The organism is Ideonella azotifigens (assembly GCF_021043325.1).
In the GTDB taxonomy this organism is placed as follows: Bacteria; Pseudomonadota; Gammaproteobacteria; order Burkholderiales; family Burkholderiaceae_C; genus Ideonella; species Ideonella azotifigens.
Genome location: NZ_JAJNKD010000001.1, coordinates 72,113 through 90,886, shown reverse-complemented (window position 1 = coordinate 90,886; position 18,774 = coordinate 72,113). Strand labels below are relative to the sequence as shown.

Below are 18,774 nucleotides of genomic sequence, written 5' to 3'. Positions count from 1 at the left end.
CACGATTCGCCGGTATTTTTTCCGCTTTTCGCGAACGCCGCTTATGCCACCGTCTCGCCTAGAGTTTTTTGGGGATAAGTCAAGCCCCTGAGCGCTCACTCACCCTGCAAAACCCGTCGGACAGACCTTGGTATTTGCACCTAGTCAGGCCGCGGCGGGGCTGGCGCGCAAGGCCCGTGAGTGTTCGTGCACAGCCTGGACCAGGTCCAGCACCCGCTCGGGCGGCGTGAACTGGCTGATGCCATGGCCCAGATTGAACACATGGCCGTCCCAGCCACCGTCCGCGCGCTGCGGCCGGCCAAAGCTGTCGAGCACCAAACGGGCTTCTGCCTGCACCACTTCGGGCGGTGCAAACAGCACGTTCGGGTCCAGATTGCCTTGAAGGGCGACACTCGCGCCGACCCGCTGCCTGGCTTCGCCCAGGTTCACGGTCCAGTCCAGGCCGACCACGTCGGCGCCGCATTCGGCGATCTGCCGCAGCCACAGGCCGCCGCCCTTGGTGAAGACGATCACCGGCACCCGCTCGCCGCCCTGCTCGCGCTTGAGCTGCGAGACCACGCGGCGGGTGTAGTCCAGCGAAAAACGCTGGAAGGCGCCGTCCGCCAGCACGCCGCCCCAACTGTCGAAGATCATCACCGCCTGTGCGCCAGCCTCGATCTGGGTGTTCAGGTAGAGCGCCACCGCGTCGGCATTGACCTGCAGCATGCGGTGCATCAGGTCCGGCCGGCTGTAGAGCATGCTCTTGACCTGGCGGTAGTCGTCTGATCCGGCACCTTCGACCATGTAGCAGGCCAAAGTCCACGGACTGCCGGAGAAGCCGATCAGCGGCACCCGGCCGTTCAGCGCGCGGCGGATGGAGGTGACGGCGTCGAACACGTAGCGCAGCTTGTCCATGTCCGGCACGGCCAGCGCCTGCACGGCCGCCTCGTCCCGCACCGGGTAGGCGAAACGCGGCCCTTCGCCCTGCTGGAATGACAGCCCCAGGCCCATCGCGTCGGGCACCGTGAGGATGTCGGAAAACAGGATGGCGGCGTCCAGCGGGTAGCGCTCCAGCGGCTGCAGCGTGACCTCGGTGGCGTATTCGGTGTTGGTTGCCAGGCCCATGAAGCTGCCGGCCTTGGCCCGCGTCTCGCGGTACTCCGGCAGGTAGCGGCCAGCCTGCCGCATCAGCCAGACGGGCGTGTGCGTGGTGGGCTTGCGCAGGCAGGCGCGCAGGAAGGTGTCGTTTTGCAGCGGGGCGAACATGAAGCGATTATCCTGCCGGGCCGCTTGAAGCCCGCCGTGCACCCCTCATCTTGAGCGGGAACGCTGCCTCATGCCTGGGCGGCTGTCACCTGTTTTCTGATGGAGATCAACATGTACCTGACCTGGAGCGGCCTGTCCCGCACGCTGGCCCTGACGCTGGGCGCCGCCGCGCTGACCGCCAGCCTGAGCGGCTGCGGCTACAACGAGTTCCAGCAAAAGGACGAGGCGGTGAAAGCCGGCTGGTCCGAGGTGCTGAACCAATACCAGCGCCGGGCTGACCTGGTGCCCAACCTTGTGGCGACCGTCAAGGGCGAGGCCAATTTCGAGCAGGAAACGCTGACCAAGGTGGTGGAGGCGCGCAGCAAGGCCACGTCCATCCAGGCTACGCCGGAGCTGATCAACAACCCCGAGGCCTTCCAGAAATTCCAGGCCGCGCAGGGCGAGCTGACCAGCGCCTTGAGCCGGCTGATGGTGGTGACCGAGAACTACCCCAACCTGAAGGCCAACCAGGGCTTCCAGGACCTGCGCGTGCAACTCGAAGGCACCGAAAACCGCATCACCGTGGCGCGCAACCGCTACATCCAGACGGTCCAGGGCTACAACGTGCTGGCCCGCAGCTTCCCGACCAACCTGACGGCCAAGATGTTCGGCTACGACGTGAAGCCGGTCTTCACGGTGGAAAACGAAAAAGCCATCTCGGCGCCGCCCTCGGTCAGTTTCGACAAGCCGGCCTCGAAGTAAGCCCGCCATGCGGCTGTTCACCCGCTGGCTTGGCGCGCTGCTGAGCCTCCTTGCGCTGGGCCTGCTGGCCGCTGCGCCAGCGCAGGCCGAACTGGCCGTGCCGCCGCTGAGCGGCCGCGTGGTCGACCAGACCGGCACGCTCACGCCTGTGCAGGTCCAGGCGCTGGACGGCAAGCTGGCCCGCTTCGAAGCCGAGGCCGGGCCGCAGATCGTGCTGCTGCTGGTCACCAGCACGCAGCAGGAAGACATCGCGGCCTATGCCTGGCGTGTGGCGGACCAATGGAAGATCGGCCGGCGCGAGGTAGGCGACGGGGTGCTGGTCGTCGTGGCCAAGGGCGACCGGCGCGTGCGCATCGAGGTGGCCAAGGCGCTGGAAGGCGCGGTGCCGGACCTGGCGGCGCGGCAGATCATCGATCGGGCGATCAAGCCCGCGTTCCAGCGGAACGACTATGCCGGCGGACTGAATGCCGGCGTGGACCAGCTGATGGCGCGCATCCGCGGCGAGCACCTGCCGGCACCGCAGCCGCGCAGCGGCGTGCAGGTGCAAAACGGCAGTGCAGGCGGCCACGCGACGGGCGACTCGCTCGGCGGCTGGCAGTCGCTGGCCTTGTTCTTCTTCCTCGGCGTGCCGGTGGCCGGCGCGCTGCTCAGCGCGATGCTGGGCCGCAAGCTGGGGTCCCTCGCCACCGCAGGCGGCGCAGGCACCGCGGCGGGCCTGCTGGCCGGCAGCTGGCCCATAGCGCTGGGCGCGGGCATTGGTGCGCTGGTGCTGGTCGGGCTGCTGGGCATTGGCAGCACGCGGCGTGGCCGGGGCGGGCTGGGTGGTGGCGGCTTTGTGCCGCCCGTCATCTGGGGCGGTGGAGGTGGCGGCTGGAGCGGGGGTGGCGGCGGCGACAGCGGTGGCTTTTCGTCCGGCGGCGGTGGCGACTTTGGTGGCGGCGGCGCGTCGGGAGACTGGTGATGGCAGCGACCAACCGAAGCGGCAGCCGACTGCTGCGCCTGCTGAAACACCGCCGCTGGGATGTGACCGATGCGCGCAGGTTGTTGAACCCGGCCGCGCTGCAGCGGCTGGCCGCTCAGGTCACGGCCAGCGAGGCTGGGCACAGCGGTGAGATCCGCATCTGCGTCGAAGCCGGCCTGCCATTGAGCTACCTCTGGCGCCGCGCCGGTGCACGTGAACGCGCCATCGCGATGTTCGGCAAGCTGCGCGTGTGGGACACCGAGCACAACAACGGTGTGCTGGTCTACCTGCTGCTGGCCGAACGCACCATCGAGCTGGTGGCCGACCGAGGCTTGAACCATCAGGTCGACGCTGCCACCTGGGCCCGCGTCATCGCCGGGCTGCGCGAGGCCTTCAGCCAGGGCCAATGGGAACCAGGTCTCGGCCACGCGGTGGCCGAGATCGACGCCTTGTTGCGCCAGCACTTCCCGCTGACAGGTGAACGCCAGCTCAACGAGCTGCCGGATGCGGTGGTGATCCTGGGCTGAGATGCTGCCAGGGCGTGCCTGTCGGCAAGGCCGGCAGTGGCCCCAGCGCACTGGCGCTGACCAAAGCGACGGCCAGCGGCGGCTCCGTCAACATGCCACTCGCAGCGGGCGCAATGTCCGGCCCCGCCGCCTCAAACGCCAGCGACTGCAGCGTGGGAAATTGCAGCCCCTGCCCACGGTGCTTCAGCCAGGCTTCCTTCAGCGTCCACCAGCGGTAGAACTGCTGCATGCGCAGCAGCGCGTCAGGCTGCGCCTGCAGCAACGCGATCTGCGCCGGGCTGCAGACCATCTGCGCCAGGCCCAGCACGTCGCGTTTGGGATTGAGCTGCTCGATGTCCACGCCGATCGGCGCATCGGCAATCGCCACCGCCAGCCAGTCGCCGCTGTGCGAGAGGTTGGCGTGCAGGCCGGTGCCTGCCAGCGTGGTGGCGCCGGAAGCGGCGAGGTCCACCGGCTGAGCAGCAGGCTCGCCGCCTAGCAGTCCTGTCAGTTCAATTCGCAACTGCCAGCGGCCGGCCAGGTAGGTCTGTTTGCGCGCGGCCTGGCTGAACCCATGCCAACGCGTTTGCTCGGCAACGGTCAGCCACGCCGAGCCGGGTGGCTGCGCCTGCGCCCATCGCGTCAGCCGCAGGACTTGCAGCACGATCGTGGCCTGGGCAGCTCAGACGGTGCGTCGAGGCACTCAGTCCTTGATGATGGCGTAATCACCCTTCAGCGCCGCGCCGATGATGAGGGCGCCGGCGTGGCACTCGATCGTCGTCGGGCTCTGGGTTTCGTTCTTCTTGTAGTAGCTGACGATGTCGACCACCGCATTGGCGCCTTCGCGTTTGGCACTGGCCTGGAAGTTGATCAACGCGGTCAGGATGGCCCACTTGCAGCCGAACTCATCGGACTTCCCAAAACCATTGGTCTTGGGGTTGGACACATCCGAGCCCATGCGGCGCGTGACCGCCGGCGTGGCCTGGCCCTTCAGGTAGAACTTGACGCTGCCGTCCAGCTTGGTCTTGGCCTCGGGCAGGGCCAGCACCTCTTCCAGCGGAATGTTCAGGATGGAGTCGCGTGCCTGGGCCAGCGGCATGCCCGCCAGCAGGGCCAGCGTGGCGAAGGCCAGTCGACCGGTTTTTTTCATGTCAGCTCCTTTGAGGTTTTGGGGGTCAGTCGAATCGCTTGAAGATCAGCGAAGTGTTGATGCCGCCGAAAGCGAAGTTGTTGCTCATCACCAGCTCGGTCTGCAACGCGCGGCCGTTGCCGGTAACGTAGTCCAGTTCGGCGCAGCGCGGGTCCACCTGCGTGAGGTTGAGCGTGGGCGCGAACCAGCCGCTGCGCATCATCTCGATGCTCATCCAGGCTTCGAGCGCACCGCAGGCGCCCAGCGTGTGGCCCATGTAGCTCTTCAGCGAAGAGATGGCGACCCTGGGTCCGAAAACCTGGTGCGTGGCCTGCGACTCGGCCACGTCGCCATGGTCGGTCGCGGTGCCGTGTGCGTTGATGTAGGGAATCGCGGCCGGGTCCAGGCCAGCGCTTTTGAGCGCCAGGCGGATGGCCTGCGCCATGGTCGGCGCATTCGGCTGCGTGACGTGACTGCCATCGCTGTTGGTGCCGAAGCCAACGACCTCGGCGTGTATGGTGGCGCCGCGGGCCCGCGCGTGTTCCAGCTCTTCCAGCACAAGCGTGCAGGCGCCTTCGCCCAGCACCAGGCCGTCGCGGTTGGCGTCGAAGGGCCGAGGGCTCAGCTCGGGCGTGTCGTTGTGCTTCACGCTGGTGGCGAACAAGGTGTCGAAGACTGCCGCCTGAGTGGCGTCCAGCTCCTCGGCGCCGCCGGCCAGCATCGCCACCTGCTGGCCATGGCGGATCATCTCGTAGGCGTAGCCAATGCCCTGGCTGCCCGAGGTGCAGGCGCTGCTGGTGGGAACGATGCGGCCTGTGAGGCCGAAGAACACGCCGATGTTGACCGCGGCGCTGTGCGACATCATCTTGATGTAGGTCGTCGCGTTGATGCCTTCGGTGCTCTTCTCCAGCATCATGCGGCCGAAGTCGCCAATCGCCTTGGGCGTGCCGGAAGACGAGCCGTACGAGATGCCGACCTCGCCGCTCTTCAACCACTCGTCGCCCAGCAGGCCGGCATCGGCCAGCGCCATTTCGCTGGCGCGCGTGGCCATCAGCGCGACACGGCCCATGCTGCGCATGCTCTTGCGGTGGTAGCGCTCGGGCGGCAGTTCGAAGGCCGCAGCCGGTGCGCCGATCTGCGTGTTCAGGCCTTCGTAGCCAGCCCATTCGGCCATGCGTTGAACCGCGTTGTGGCCGGCCTTCAGCTTGGCCTCGACCGTGATCCAGCCGGTACCCAGCGGGCTGATCGCGCCCCTGCCTGTGACGACAACGCGCCTGCTCATCCCACCATCCCCCCGTTCACCGAAATCACCTGCCGCGTGATGTAGGCGGCGTCCGGACTCATCAGGAAGGCCACCAGTGCCGCCACCTCTTCGGGTTTTCCGACGCGCTTGGCAGGAATCATCTTCATCGCCTCTTCCAGCACCCGCTCGTCCACCATCTCGGTGGCGATCAGGCCCGGCGCCACGCAGTTGACCGTGATGCCGCGGCTGGCCAGCTCGACCGCCAGTGCCTTGCTCGCGCCGATGATACCGGCCTTGGCCGCGCTGTAATTGACCTGGCCGCGGTTGCCCATCAGCCCCGAGACAGACGCCAGCGTGACGATGCGGCCGGGCTGGCGGCGGCGCACGAGTGGCAGCGTCAGCGGCTGCAGCACGTTGTAGAAGCTGTCCAGGTTGGTGTGGATGACCTGGTCCCAGTCTTCGCCACTCAGCGCCGGGAAGGCGCCGTCGCGCGCGATGCCGGCATTGCAGACCACGCCGTAGTAGCAGCCGTGCGCTTCCACGTCGGCCAGCAGGATCTCGGCCACGCGCTCGCGCTCGGCCACGTTGAACTGCAGCACCCGGGCCTGGCGACCCAGCGTAGCAATCTGCTGTGCCACCTTCCGAGCTTCCTCGAGCTGGCTGCGGCAATGCAGCACCAAGTCATACCCGTCCTGCGCCAGCCGCAGCGCGATCGCTCGGCCGATACCGCGGCTGGAGCCGGTGACCAGCACGGTCTTCGCCGTCGATGTCATCGTCATGTTGTCTCGCCTCTGATGAATTTTTCGGGATCATCGGGACCGAAGACGGTGACCTGCGCGCTCGCGACCACCCGGTCTGCCAACCGGATCTCGCAAGCGAACTGGCCCAGGCCGTTGTCGGCCTGGTACTCGCGCCTTGCCACCACCTGCAGCACCTGCCCGCGTTCAAAACGCGGCAGCTCGCAGCGGTAGCGCCGGCTGCCGAGCAGGAAGCCGATTTTCGGTGCTTCGCCCGCAGCCCGCGCCTGCGCACCAGCCCAGGCCGCGACCGCCTGCGCCATGTATTCGATGCCGACCCACGCGCCCACGCCAGTGCCCGGCCCCAGGCTGTCGAGGAACAGGTGGTCCTCGCGCAATTCGACTTCGGCAATCAAGGTCTCGCCCTCGACCGACACCAGCCGATCCAGCAGGCACATGCGGCCCGCGTGCGGCACCAGTTCCTGGATCTGCCAGTCCTCGGTGTCAGCCATGAGGCGCCTCTTCCGCACTCAGCACCAGCGCGGCATTGCTGCCGCCAAAGGCAAAGGAATTGCTCAGCACGTGGCGCAGCGGGCGGCCCAGCGATTGGCCGGGGTGCGCCAGGTTCAGTGGCGGCAGCTGCGGGTCGGCGGCGCCGTCCCACCAGTGCGGCGGCAGCTTGCCCTGTGGGTTGCCCACCAGGCACAGCCAGGCAAACGCCGCCTCCAGCGCGCCCGCAGCCCCCAGCGTGTGGCCGGACAGCGGTTTGGTCGAGCTGCAGGCTACGCTCTCGCCCAGCAGCTGCATCACGGCGCGGCTTTCCATCGCATCATTTTGCGGCGTGGCGGTGCCGTGCAGGTTCAGGTAATCGATGTCCTGCGGCTGCAGGCCCGCCCGGGCCAGCGCCTGCCGCATCGCGGCCAGCGCGCCGGCGCCGCTGGGCTCGGGGGCCGAAATGTGGTGCGCGTCCGAGCTTTCACCCCAGCCCGAGAGCCGCACCGGCCCCGGTTCGCGAGTCATCAGGAACAGCGCCGCGGCTTCGCCGATGTTGATGCCGTGCCGGTGCACGCTCATCGGGTTGCAGCGCTGTGGGTCCACCGACTCCAGCGCGGCAAAGCCGGCCACCGTGAAGCGACACAGCGAATCGGCACCGCCGGTAATCACCGCGTCGCACATGCCGGCGCGCAACAGCCGCGCGGCGCTGGCCATGGCCTTGGCACTGGACGAGCAGGCGGTGGACACCACGTGGCACGGCCCGCCCAGTGCCAGCAGCTCGCCCAGCATCAGTGCGGGGGAGCCGATTTCCTGCTGCCCCAGGTCGAAGCTGAGCGGGAAACCGCCTTCGCGCGCCTGCCGCTCGAAGGCCAGCTCGCTCTCGCCCACACCCGAGGTGCTGGTGCCCAGCACCACCGCGACCCGTGCGGCGCCGTGCCGCGCGATGGCCGCATCCACCTCGGCGCGGATCTGCGCCAGCGCGCTGAGCAGCAGCGCGTTGTTGCGGCTGCGGTGGCGCAGCGGGAGGTGGTCGACGCTGGGCAACGGTGACGTGACGGCGCCCAGGTGCAGGCTGCGGCCGGGCCAGATCGCGGTGTTCTCGGCCACGCCGCCCGGCGCGTCGGCAAACAGCCCGGCGCGCACCGCCGCCTGGCCTTCGCCCAGCGCGCAGGTCAAGCCCAAAGCATGCAGGTAGACCGCGCCACTCAAGGTGCGCCCTCCTGCGGCGCAGACTCGATCTGCAACGCGTAGTGCTCCTGCAGGTTGCGCAGCTGCACCTGGCTGCGGCCCAGCAACGGGCCGTCGATGCGAATGCTGACGGCCAGCTGCCCGTCGTGCCGCAGCTCGCGGCCGGCCTCGGTTTCGATGAACGACCAGCCCTGTGGCAGCGCCTGCTGCACGCTGGCGGCCGGCCAGTAGACCAGGCTCATGTCGCGCAACAAGTGGGCCGCGTCCACGCTGGCCGGCAGCATCGCGTGGCGCTGTTCCTGCAGATCCTGCCCGTCCCATTGCAGCAGCAGCACGCGCTGGCCCAGTGCAAAAGCGGCCAGCAGCAGGCCGCCGGGTTCGAGTTGCAACTGCACGTCAATCGACTGGGCGGCGACACGGCCGTCGTCCAGCCGCGTGACGCGCAGGCGCTGCTGCAGGCTGGCGGACTCGGTGAGCAAAGCGGGTGACAGCCGCAGCATCGGCAGCTCGTGCCGCTCGGCCACCGGCGCGGCGGCGCAGGCGCACAGGCCCAACACGACGCTGGCCAGCCAAAGGCGACGGGAATGGACGATCATGCGTGAGCAAACCTCAGCAGGCTGTGGCAGTAGCCAATGCCGTCGCGCGTGGTCAGCAGCTTCAGGCCGGCGCGCTCGGCCAGGCGCACATAGTCTGCGCTCTCGTAGACCTTGCTGTTGCCGCTGGCCATGGCAGTGAAATAGGGTGAGGTGTTGATCAGGCAGTACGCGGCAATGTCGTAGCGCTGGCGGTCCCAGAAGGTGTCCATCACCAGCACCTGGCCCTGCGGCGCCAGCGCCGCGGCCACGCGCTCGAAGATGCCGGCGATGTGGTCCTCACTGAAGCAGCTGAGGAACTGGCTCATCCACACCAGGTCCATCTCGCCCGGCAAGGCACATGCCGTGTCCAGCAGGTCCACCGGGTGCAGGCTGGCGCGCGCGGACAGGCCGGCGTCCGCCAGGTTTTGCGCGGCCACCGCCAGTTGCTGCGGCAGGTCCACCAAGTGCAGCGCCACCTCGGGCTGGTAGCCCAGCGCGGCCAGGCTGAACTTGCCGGTGTTGGCGCCCACGTCCATCACCCGGCGCGGGCCGGTGGCGAACACATCGGGCAGTACGTCCGGAAAAGAGGTGTCTGAATAAAGGTGATCGAACGCGAACCAGCTGCTCTTGGCTGGCTCTGGCAGCTCGGCCATGCCCTGGTACAGCGTGGGCCAGTCGCCCAGGTGGGCCAGGCCCAGCGGCTGCTGCGCATCCAGCGAGCGTTCCAGCTCGAACAGGCCCTGGTAGCAGACGTCGTGCACGAAGTCGAAATTGACCTGGGTCATGCGGTCGCTGAGGATGCAGTAGCCGGTCTTGTCCAGCACCCAACGCCCGTCGGCGCGCAGCAGCACGCCGGCCGACAGGCAGGACTCCAGCACCACTTTCAGCGCGTAGTCGCTCCACTCGCCGTTGGCCAGCAGCTGCGCCTGCGTCAGCCCGCGGTCTCCCGCCTTGGCCAGCGCCTGCAGCAGGCCGCGCTTCCAGGCGTAGCGCACGCAGTGGAAAACGACCGGGCCAAAGGCGATCTTCTGGGCCTCGAAACGGGCTGCAAACGCGTGCTGCGGCTCGGGGGAAAACTTCTTGTCCAGCATGAAGGAGGGTCAGTTCGATGAAGAAGGGGAGCGGGGCAAGAAAACAGGCGTGAGGGCCCAGGCCAGTGTCACGCCGATCAGCAGTGTCAGCCCGAAGGCCCGCAGCGCTGGCGTGCCGGACAGCGCCAGCAGCCCGAAGGACAGCAGCGTGCAGGCGGCGGCCAGCGTGACGGAGAGAAACGGCCGTGTCGCCTCGGGCGCCGGCCGCTCCAGCAGGAAGATGCCGTAGTCCACGCCCAGGCCGAGCAGGATCAACAGCGGCAGCACATGGAACAACTGCAGCGGCTGGCCGGCCAGCGCCAGCAGCGCCACCGTCAACACACTGGCCAGCGCGGTGGGCAGCAGCGCACGCCAGGCCGCGCGGCCGAAGCGCCAGGCCAGCGCGGCCCAGACCAGCGTGTAGGCCAGCAGGATCACGCCGCTCATGCGCACCCGGTAGCGGCCCAGCAGCGACGAGACATCGGCCACCTTGTCGACCCAGCGCACGCCGGGCAATTCGGTGGCCAAAGCGGCGAGGCGTGTGCGGGCTTCGGCAGACTCGGAGCCGCGCAGCAGCACCGCGCTGGCCGGGCCGTCGCCCAGATGGCCGAGGAACTGGTGGCGCAGCGGCTCGGAAACCGGCGAGGCCAGCCAGGCCTGCAGCGTCAGCGCCGGCGGTGCCTGGGCCGGCAGCGGGCTGTCGACCGGCTGTTCCAGGCGCTGTGCCAGCAGAGCCGTGAGCCCGGCTTCGCCGTCGAAGCGCTGGTGCAACAGCGCCAAGTCCTGCGCCTGGCGCGCGGCCGAAGGCACCCAGTCGGACACGGCCTGCCAGCCGCGCAGCTGGCCCGCGCCCTGCAACGCGCGCAACCGGTTGGTCAGCGCTTCTTCGCGGGCCAGCAGTTGCTGTTCGTCCTGGCCCTGCACGACGAAGAATTGCGCGACGCCGGGCAGGTCCATCAGCCGGCCGAGTTCGCGCTGGTCCTGCACCAGCGCGGCCGGTGCGTTCTGCAACTGGCGGATGTCGTCGTTGGCCTGGAAACGCCAGGCCCCGGCGGCGGTCACGATCACCACCGCAGCCACACCCAGCGCGGTGAACGGCTGCCTGCCCCACTGCGGCCAGCGCGCGCGCCAGCCGCCCAGCCACTGCGCGAAACGGGTCGGCTGCATCTGCCCGCCGTCCAGCAGCGGGAACCACAGCAGCACGGTGATGAAGGCCGCCAGCAGGCCGACGGCCGAGAACACGGCGATCTGCTGCAGACCGGGGAACGGCGTAAGCGCCAGCAGCGCGTAGCCAATCACCGTCGTCAGCATCGCCAGGCCCATCACCGGCGCCTGCTCGCGCAGCATCTGCCAGCGCTGCTCGGGCGCCAGGCCCAGGCGGGCGCTGAAGTAGTTGCTGCCGTAGTTCTCGGCCACGCCCAAGAGGCTGGCACCAAACACCAGCGTGATCAGGTGCAGGCGCTGAAAGACCAGTGCGCAGACGGTGATGGCGGTGAGCAGGCCCACCGCCATCGACAGCGTGACCAGCAGCCGCGGGCGCAGCGAGCGGAAGACCAGCAGCGTCAGCAACACGATGCCGACCAGCGAGCCGATGCCAATCGTGTGCACCTCGTGCTGCGCCTGCGCCGCCGCAGCGGCAGCAAACAGCGGCACGCCGCCCTGGATCACCTGCGCCTTTGGCGAGGTCTGCAGCGCGGCGGCGCGGCCATTTGCCAGCAGCGGCTGCAGCGCCTGCGGGCCGGCAATGTCGAAAGCCGAGGCCTGCAGTTCCAACATCAGCACGGCATAGGACTGGGTGCCGTCCTGCAACGCGAGCCGGCCGTCCAGCACGCGCACACGGCTGAGCTGCGAGCGCTCGGCCAGCCACTGGCCCAGCAGGTTCAGCGGGTCGTCCGCCCAGCGGCCGACGCGCGGGCCGGCCACCGGCTGGTACAGCCAGGCCAGCGCCTGGTCTGCCAGCTGCGGTGCGCCTTGCTGCGTGAGCTGCTCGCGGGAACTGGCGCTGAGCAATGCGGCACGGTGCGGCGCGTAGAAGTCCAGCCAGGTCCGCTGTGCCTGGTCGTCGACGCGGTAGCGCAGCGTGGCGACCGTCTGGCCGGCCAGGCTGGCGGCAAAGGCGTCGCCCGCGCGCCAGGCAGCGGGCCAGTCGCTGCCGCCCACCAGCACGATGACACGGCGCTCGGCGGCGCTGGCCATCAGGCGCGTGGCGCTGGCGGCCAACGGGTCGCGCTCGTCCCGCGGCAGCATGGCCAGCACGTCGGTGTCCAGCAGCGTGCCACTGCGGGTCCACAGCCAGGCGTTGTGGCCCAGGCACAGCAGCGCCCAGGCCAGCCACACGAGGGCGAGCCAACGCAAGGCGCGCGGACCTGAAGTCACTCGAACAGCCCAGCCTCGCCAGCCCCCGGTGCGGCATCCGCACGCAGGTTGCTGAAGGCGATGGTGCTGCGGTCGCCGCTGGTCTCCAGGATGACGAGGCGGCGCACGAATGCATCGCCCTCCAGTTCGATGCGCTGCAGGAACTGCTGCAGCGCTGGCTGGCGCGGCGTGAGGGAGAGCTGCCAGGTCTTGGGCTGCAGCTGGGCCTGCAGCGTGAACAGCTCGGCCAGGCCGGCCATCTCGCCATTGAGCAGCGCGAACATCAAGGCATTGATGGTCCGCAGCGCCGGCTCGCGTGAAGCGTCCAGCTGGAAGGACGTGACGCCGCTCTGGCTGGCGCGCACCTGGTCGCGTGTGAGGCGCAGTTCGCTGGCAAACGGCTGCCTGGTGCGCCAGAGCACGCCCTTGCTACGCGCAACGACAAAGTCGCCACGCGAGACCAGCGGCTTCTTGAAACCAGGCACCTCTTTTACCTGCTCAAACTCACCGTGCAGCCAGGCCGGCTGCGTGAGGCGCGACTGCAGCTCGCGCACCAGCGCGGCACCGTCGTCGGCCCAAGACAGACCTGTGGCGACGGCGGTCGCGGCGATCAGCAGGTCACGCCGCTTCATGTCGGCTGCACGCCCAGGCGCTGCCACAGCACAGGAGGGCAGACGTAGGCCATCAGGCCGGTGCTGACGTCCACGGCCACCTGGATGGTGTGGGCGCGGGTCAGCACGCGACCGCTGGCGCCGTCCTTGATCAGGTAGTCCAGCCGCAGCCGGTTTTCCCATTCGGTGATCTCGGCGCGGATGCGCAGCGGCTGGCCGAAGGTGGCCGAGGCGACGTACTTCAGCCGCATGTCGACGATGGGCCAGGCGAAGCCGGAGTCGCGCATCTGCGGGTAGTCGTAGTCGAAGCGGGCCAGCAGTGCGCAGCGGGCGATTTCCAGGTACTTGACGTAGTGGCCATGCCAAACAACGTTCATCGGGTCCAGGTCGTGGAAGGCCGGCGTCAGCTCGATCTCGTGCACGAAGCTCGGCTTGTCAGTCATACAGGCTCCAGGCTTCTTCGCGCAGGCCGACGATCAGGCGCTGCAGCTCGCCGTCCAGCGCGCGGTCTTCCTCGATCAGCGGGATGCGCGCTGCCAGGTCGGCTTGCATCGCGGCCAGCGCGGGGCTGAGCGAAAGTGGTTGCTGACGGTCGCGCAGGGCAACACCTTGGCGCGCAGCGATCAACATTGCGGCCAGCACCTGCTCGGACAGCTCCAGCACGCGCAGGCAGTCGCGCGCGGCAATCGTGCCCATGCTGACCTTGTCCTGGTTGTGGCATTCGGTGGAGCGCGAGAAGACCGAGGCTGGCATGGTCAGCTTCAGCGCTTCGGCCGTCCAGGCCGAGACGCTGATCTGCAGCGCCTTCAGGCCGTGGTTGATGGCCGCGCGCTCGCCGCTGGCGCCCGAGAGGTTGGACGGCAGGCCATGGTTGAAGCGGGTGTCAACCAAGAGCGCGAGTTGGCGGTCCATCAGGTCGGCGACGTTGGCGACGGCGGTCTTCAGCGCGTCCATCGCAAACGCGATGTGGCCGCCGTAGAAATGGCCACCATGCAACACGCGGCCTTCTTCGGCGTCGATGATGGGGTTGTCGTTGGCGCTGTTGAGTTCGTTCTCGATCAGCTGGCGCAGGAAGGGCAGCGCGTCTTCCAGCACGCCAATGACGTGCGGCGCGCAGCGCAGCGAGTAGCGGTCCTGCAGGCGCTGCTCGTTACGACTGGGTCGATCGCTGGCCAGGTCTTCGCGGATGCGCGCGGCGACGCGCTGCTGCCCGGCATGCGGCTTGACGGCGAACAGCGCCTCGTCGAAGTGGTGCGCATTGCCGGCACTGGCCAGCACGTTCATCGCGGTGAGCCTTGTCGCCATGCGGCCCAGGTAGTCGGCGCGCTGCCAGGCCAGGCAGGCCAGCGCGGTCATCACCGCGGTACCGTTCATGATGGCCAGGCCTTCCTTGGGCCGCAGCGTCAGCGGCGCCACGCCCAGCGCCTGCAGCGCGGAAGCGGCACTGCAGCGCTCGCCGCGCCACATCACCTCGCGCTCGCCGCAGAGCACGGCGGCCAGGTAGGAAAGCGGCGTGAGGTCGCCACTGGCGCCGACCGAGCCTTCGGACGGGATCAGCGGCAGCAGGTCTTCGCGCAGCAGGGTTTCGATCTGGCGCAGCAGGTCCAGGCTGACGCCGGACACGCCTTGGGCCAGCGAGTTGAGCCGCGTGGCCAGCACCGCACGGGTCTCCTGCGGGCCCAGCATCGCGCCGGCGCCGCAGCCGTGGTAGGTGTACAGGTGGCGTGGCAGCTCGGCCACCAGCGCAGGCGGGATGACGACGGTGCAGGAGTCGCCGTAGCCGGTGGTGACACCATAGATCACGCCGTCTTCGGCCAGCAGCTTGGCGACGAAGTCGGCGCCGGCCTGGATGCGCGCGGTGAAGGCCGGTTCGGTGCTCAGCTTCGCGGTGCGCTGACCACGCGCGAGCGCCACCACGTCCTCGATGCACAGGCGGTGACCGTCAAACACGACGGGGGAGGTCTCAAGCATGGGCGGGGTCCCAGAAGCGGTAGAAATTGAACCAGTCGTAAGGCGAGCGCCGCAACAGCCTCGCCAGGCATTCGGCATAGCGCGCCGCATGTTCGGCCAGCGCCGTTTCGCGTTGCTTGCGCGGCAGCAGCACCTGCTCGGCCAGCCGCTCGAAATGCATCGCGTAGCCGTCGCCTTCATGCAGGCAACCCAGGAAATACAGCGGGCATTTGAGCAGGCTGGCCAGCACGTAGGGGCCGATGGGCAGCGGGGCCGGGCTGCCGAGAAAGTCGACCGTCACGGTGCGGCCGCCATGCAGCGGCACACGGTCACCAGCGATGGCGACGAACTCGCCTGCTGCGAGCTTGCCGGCCAGCAGCATGGCGGTGGCAACCGTGATCTCGCTGACCTCGATCAGGTTCAGCGCCGCGCCCGGCTGCAGGCGCTGCAGGATGCGGTTGAAGGCCTGCGCGTGCCGCGTGTGAACCAGCACGTTGAGCTTGAAAGCCGGCTGGCGCTGGGCCATTGCGCGGCACAGCTCCAGGCAGCCGATGTGGGCCGTGACCAGCACGCCGCCCCCGCCGGAAAGTGCCTGCTGCGCGACCGCCTCGGCACCGTCCAGGCGCACCTTGCCGGCCGGGTAGCGGCCGGCCATCGCCAGCAGCTTGTCCAGCATGGTCTCGGCGAACAAGGCAACGTGCTGCAGGCCCTGGCGCCAGCCGGGCTCGTGCGGCCACAGCCGGTTCGTGGTTTGCTGCCGGCGCAGGTAATCCAGGCTTGCCTCGCGCAGCGTCGGGCGCGTCAGCCAATGCACCAGCACGACCGGCCACATCAGCAGCCGGAAGCCTCGCCGGCCTGCGATGCGGTGCAGGCCGTACAGCAACCAGATGCCCGCGACAAATGTCGTCTCACCCATCTGCGCCCAATGGCGCGCCGTGGGCTTCGCAGCAGCGGTCATGCCGAATTCGTCCAACGCCGCCAAAGCAGCAATGGCGCACGCGGCAGCATGCCGAAGAACAGGCGCGTGTGCATCGCGCTGATGCGGACGTTGTCGCGCAGCGCGCGGAAGTGTGAGACGCCGTCGGTCGGGTAGTGCACCGCCGTCGGCTGGTTGATGAACGGCATGCCGCGCCAGAACAGGCGCACGGCGATGTCGGTGTCGAAGTCCATGCGCCGGCCGATGTGCACCTCGTTGACCAGCGCCAGCGTGGGCGCCAGCGGGTAGATGCGAAAGCCGCACATCGAGTCCTGGATGGCCAGCGACAGCGTGTTGATCCAGACCCAGAGGTGCGTGGCATAGCGACCATACAGCCGTGCCTTGGGCACGCTGTCGTCGTAGACCGGGCAGCCGCAGATCATGTGCGCCGGGTTGGCGGCGGACAGTGCGGCGAAGCGCGGGATGTCGGCCGCGTCGTGCTGGCCGTCGGCATCGATCTGCAGCACATGGGTCCAGCCGAGTTCGCCGGCACGGCGAAAGCCGGCCACCATCGCGCCACCCTTGCCCTGGTTCTGCGCCAGCCGCAGCAACTGCACGCGACCGACAGGATCGGCCGCCAAGGTTTGCAGCACCGCCGCGCAGCCGGGCTCGCTGCCATCGTCCACCAGCAGCACCGGCAGGCCGTGGGCGCGCACGGCGGCGACGACGGCGCCAATGGCCTCGCCATGGTTGTAGACCGGGATCACTGCACCCAGCGTCATGCCGTGGCCTCGGCGGCGGGCAGCTCGAACAGCACGCGACCGCTGGCATGCGGGCCTGAGTCGGATTCGAGCTTGAAGACCAGCTTGCCTTGCGCGGCCTGCATCGTCAATTGCATCTGCAGCGCCTGGCCGGGGCGGATGACCTGCTGGAACTTCAGCGCTTCCAGCGCACGGAGCGCGCCCGGCAGGCCAAACAGTTCCTGCGCAAACAGCAAGGCCCACTCGACCTGGGCCACGCCGGGCAGCACCGGGTGGCCGCTGAAGTGGCCGTCGAACTGCGGCAGCGTGGCGTCTGGCCAGATGCGCAGCGTGGCCTCGGTCGCGCTCTGGCTGAGCACCTGCATCGCCGGACGGCGCGGGTCGAACAAGGCCTGCAGTGCCTGCGCGGTGGTCTTGCCTTGCGCGTTGGCCGGCAGGTGCGAGACGAAGCGCCAGCGGCGCGGCAGCGTCATGGTTTCCAGCAGTGGCTGCAGCTGGCGGCGCAGCGCTTCGGCCATTGCGGCGCGGCCTTGCTGGGCGTGCAGCGCCCAGCCGGCCTCGGTCGGCACGCCGACCACGGCCAGCTGTTCGCGCAGGCCGGGCAGCACCAGCACGCGCAGCTCGGCGAGCCATTCGGTGGCCAGCAGCGCCTGCTCGATGGCCTGCAGCGAGACACGCTTGCCTTCGATCTTCAGCACCCGGTCCAGCCGGCCCAGCAGCTCGAAGCCTTCGTCGCTGGCGCGCACCCTGTCTTCGCTGTCCTGCCAGCCGGCTTCGGCCAGGTGCGCCGACGAAACCTGCAGCCGTTCGCCGTCGACCCGCCAGGCCACGCCTGGCAGGGCGCGCCAGACCGGCGAATGCACCTCGCCCGAACGCTGGCGCCACGCGATGCCGCCGGTTTCGCTGCTGCCGTAGACCTCGATTGGCGCCTGGCCGAACAGGCGCCGGCAGTCCGGCAGCGCGTCGTCTGGCAGCGGTCCGCCGGACGAGAACACCAGCGCCACGCGCGCGGTGAAGCTGTCGTCCGGCAAGGCCGGCGGCAGGCGCTTCAGGTGCGCGGGGCTGCCGATCAGCAGCGCGGTGTTGGGCAGCGCACGCAAGGCGACCGGCAGGTCTTCAATGTAGGCCAGGCGCCGCGCATGCAGCAGCCGGCCGCTGGCCAGTGGCCACAGCACGCGGAACAGCAGGCCGTAGATGTGCTGGTGCGAAACGGTGCCCAGCACTTCGGCCTGGCCGGCGCGCGCGCCAAAGGCCTGCTGCTGCGCGGCAACTTCGACGAACAGCTGGTCCAGCCGCTTGGTGATGGCCTGCGGTTCGCCGGTGCTGCCGGAGGTGAACAGCACGAGCTGCTCGGCCTGCGGGTTCAGCGGCAAGACCGGCAGCGGTTCGGCCGCGGGCGACGAGCGCAGCCGTGGCAGCGCGAAGTCTTCCGCCGCGTCGCTGGCCAGGCCGGCGACCTGGGTGCCGAGCGCCTGCAGCGTCGCGGCCGTGAGCTCACCGGGCAGGTAGGCGATCTTGCCGGCGTGCCAGGCGCCGAACAGCGCGGCGCTGAAGTCCAGCGTGTCCTCGAAGTGCAGTGCCACGGCCTGGCCGGGCTGTGCCGCGAAGGTGGCCTGCCACGCGCCGGCGGCCAGGCGCAGGCTGCCCAGCGTGACGACCTCGCCGGCGGCATTGCGCGCGACCGGCCGGTCGGCACCGTCCGCGCACATCAGGCGGCAGAGGTCGGTCCAGTCGCTCATGGCGTGGCTTTCTGTGCCGCGCGCACCTTGCGGCGCACCAGCCATTCGCCGCCCATCAGGCTGCCCATCAGGAGGTAGGCGATCAGGCCGTTGTAGAGCGCCCAGAGCTTGTCGTCGCCCCAGCAGGCGGTGAACAGCGCCAGGCTGCCGTTGAGCACGAAAAAACCGCACCAGACCTGCGTGACACAGCGGGTGTAGCGCACGCCGGCGGCGTCCAGGTCCGGCTCGGTCAGGCGGGCAATGCGCTCGACGACGGTAGGCGGGTGCCGCAGGCTGGCGCCGAACAGCAACAGCAGGCCGAGGTTCACCACTACCGGATAGACCTTCAGCGGCATGGCCTGGTTGATCAAGGCGGTGGTGGCGGCGAGCAGCAGCGCTGCCGCGGCGGCCCACCACCAGAACGGATCGCGCCGCGGGCTGGCGAGCGCGCGCGCCACCGCCAGCGCGGCCAGCAGCAAGGCCAGCCAGCGCGGCTCGAAACGCCCCAGACCCAGGTAGACCAGCAGCGGGTAGGCGGCGGTCAGCACGACCACCAGGCCCCAGCGCATGGCC

The 18,774-nt window shown here is 69.1% G+C and carries 20 protein-coding genes; 3 read left to right on the top strand and 17 right to left on the bottom strand.

Annotation, left to right across the window (positions count from 1 at the left end):
- Positions 1-144 precede the first annotated feature (144 nt).
- On the bottom strand, positions 145-1,245 hold the full coding sequence (hemE, locus tag LRH25_RS00440; RefSeq protein WP_141290785.1) for a uroporphyrinogen decarboxylase: 1,101 nt from the start codon (positions 1,243-1,245) through the stop codon (positions 145-147).
- A gap of 111 nt (positions 1,246-1,356) precedes the next feature.
- On the opposite strand from hemE, the gene LRH25_RS00435 reads away from it, so the two are divergent.
- From LRH25_RS00435 to LRH25_RS00425, 3 genes are read left to right on the top strand one after another with little or no spacing between them, the layout of a single operon-like run.
- Positions 1,357-1,986 carry a LemA family protein gene (locus LRH25_RS00435; protein ID WP_141290782.1) on the top strand — a complete coding sequence of 210 codons (630 nt, stop codon included), beginning with the start codon at positions 1,357-1,359 and terminating at the stop codon, positions 1,984-1,986.
- 7 nt (positions 1,987-1,993) lie between these two features.
- A complete protein-coding gene (locus LRH25_RS00430) occupies positions 1,994-2,947 on the top strand; it encodes a TPM domain-containing protein (RefSeq protein ID WP_231010002.1) in 954 nt (317 codons plus the stop codon).
- Entirely contained in the window at positions 2,947-3,474 is a 528-nt protein-coding gene (locus LRH25_RS00425; RefSeq protein ID WP_141289871.1) for a TPM domain-containing protein, read from the top strand. Before LRH25_RS00430 ends, LRH25_RS00425 begins: the two co-directional genes overlap by 1 nt.
- Here LRH25_RS00425 and LRH25_RS00420 read toward each other — a convergent pair.
- From LRH25_RS00420 to LRH25_RS00345, 16 genes are read right to left on the bottom strand one after another with little or no spacing between them, the layout of a single operon-like run.
- A complete protein-coding gene (locus LRH25_RS00420; protein ID WP_170201012.1) occupies positions 3,437-4,117 on the bottom strand; it encodes a 4'-phosphopantetheinyl transferase family protein in 681 nt (226 codons plus the stop codon). The two genes, LRH25_RS00425 and LRH25_RS00420, sit on opposite strands and share 38 nt — an antisense overlap.
- Before the next feature lie 39 nt (positions 4,118-4,156).
- Entirely contained in the window at positions 4,157-4,603 is a 447-nt protein-coding gene (locus tag LRH25_RS00415) for an excinuclease ATPase subunit (RefSeq protein WP_141289873.1), read from the bottom strand.
- Between the two features lie 25 nt (positions 4,604-4,628).
- A complete protein-coding gene (locus LRH25_RS00410; protein WP_141289874.1) occupies positions 4,629-5,864 on the bottom strand; it encodes a beta-ketoacyl-ACP synthase in 1,236 nt (411 codons plus the stop codon).
- Positions 5,861-6,598, bottom strand: coding sequence for a 3-oxoacyl-ACP reductase FabG (gene fabG, locus LRH25_RS00405; RefSeq protein ID WP_375140609.1), 738 nt, complete (start codon positions 6,596-6,598; stop codon positions 5,861-5,863). Before fabG ends, LRH25_RS00410 begins: the two co-directional genes overlap by 4 nt.
- A 2-nt stretch (positions 6,599-6,600) precedes the next feature.
- Entirely contained in the window at positions 6,601-7,074 is a 474-nt protein-coding gene (locus LRH25_RS00400) for a hotdog family protein (RefSeq protein ID WP_141289876.1), read from the bottom strand.
- Positions 7,067-8,266 carry a beta-ketoacyl-ACP synthase gene (locus LRH25_RS00395; RefSeq protein ID WP_231010001.1) on the bottom strand — a complete coding sequence of 400 codons (1,200 nt, stop codon included), beginning with the start codon at positions 8,264-8,266 and terminating at the stop codon, positions 7,067-7,069. The genes LRH25_RS00400 and LRH25_RS00395 overlap by 8 nt, the downstream gene beginning before the upstream one ends.
- Complete coding sequence (locus LRH25_RS00390) at positions 8,263-8,841, bottom strand: DUF3261 domain-containing protein (protein ID WP_141291448.1); 579 nt, start codon at positions 8,839-8,841, stop codon at positions 8,263-8,265. The genes LRH25_RS00395 and LRH25_RS00390 overlap by 4 nt, the downstream gene beginning before the upstream one ends.
- Positions 8,838-9,911 carry a class I SAM-dependent methyltransferase gene (locus LRH25_RS00385; protein ID WP_141291450.1) on the bottom strand — a complete coding sequence of 358 codons (1,074 nt, stop codon included), beginning with the start codon at positions 9,909-9,911 and terminating at the stop codon, positions 8,838-8,840. The genes LRH25_RS00390 and LRH25_RS00385 overlap by 4 nt, the downstream gene beginning before the upstream one ends.
- A 9-nt stretch (positions 9,912-9,920) precedes the next feature.
- Complete coding sequence (locus LRH25_RS00380) at positions 9,921-12,245, bottom strand: MMPL family transporter (RefSeq protein ID WP_231010000.1); 2,325 nt, start codon at positions 12,243-12,245, stop codon at positions 9,921-9,923.
- 17 nt (positions 12,246-12,262) lie between these two features.
- Positions 12,263-12,877: a LolA family protein gene (locus LRH25_RS00375; RefSeq protein ID WP_141289667.1), complete on the bottom strand. Its 615-nt coding sequence runs from the start codon at positions 12,875-12,877 to the stop codon at positions 12,263-12,265.
- Positions 12,874-13,299, bottom strand: a complete 426-nt coding sequence (locus LRH25_RS00370) for an acyl-CoA thioesterase (protein ID WP_141289668.1) — start codon at positions 13,297-13,299, stop codon at positions 12,874-12,876. The genes LRH25_RS00375 and LRH25_RS00370 overlap by 4 nt, the downstream gene beginning before the upstream one ends.
- Positions 13,292-14,827 (bottom strand): HAL/PAL/TAL family ammonia-lyase, encoded by a 1,536-nt coding sequence (locus LRH25_RS00365; protein ID WP_141289669.1) that lies wholly within the window; start codon positions 14,825-14,827, stop codon positions 13,292-13,294. Before LRH25_RS00365 ends, LRH25_RS00370 begins: the two co-directional genes overlap by 8 nt.
- Positions 14,820-15,764, bottom strand: a complete 945-nt coding sequence (locus tag LRH25_RS00360) for a lysophospholipid acyltransferase family protein (RefSeq protein WP_141289670.1) — start codon at positions 15,762-15,764, stop codon at positions 14,820-14,822. The genes LRH25_RS00365 and LRH25_RS00360 overlap by 8 nt, the downstream gene beginning before the upstream one ends.
- A complete protein-coding gene (locus tag LRH25_RS00355) occupies positions 15,761-16,504 on the bottom strand; it encodes a glycosyltransferase family 2 protein (RefSeq protein ID WP_141289671.1) in 744 nt (247 codons plus the stop codon). Before LRH25_RS00355 ends, LRH25_RS00360 begins: the two co-directional genes overlap by 4 nt.
- A complete protein-coding gene (locus tag LRH25_RS00350) occupies positions 16,501-18,222 on the bottom strand; it encodes an ApeI family dehydratase (RefSeq protein WP_231009999.1) in 1,722 nt (573 codons plus the stop codon). The genes LRH25_RS00355 and LRH25_RS00350 overlap by 4 nt, the downstream gene beginning before the upstream one ends.
- A complete protein-coding gene (locus tag LRH25_RS00345) occupies positions 18,219-18,770 on the bottom strand; it encodes a COG4648 family protein (protein ID WP_231009998.1) in 552 nt (183 codons plus the stop codon). The genes LRH25_RS00350 and LRH25_RS00345 overlap by 4 nt, the downstream gene beginning before the upstream one ends.
- Between the last annotated feature and the right edge of the window lie 4 nt (positions 18,771-18,774).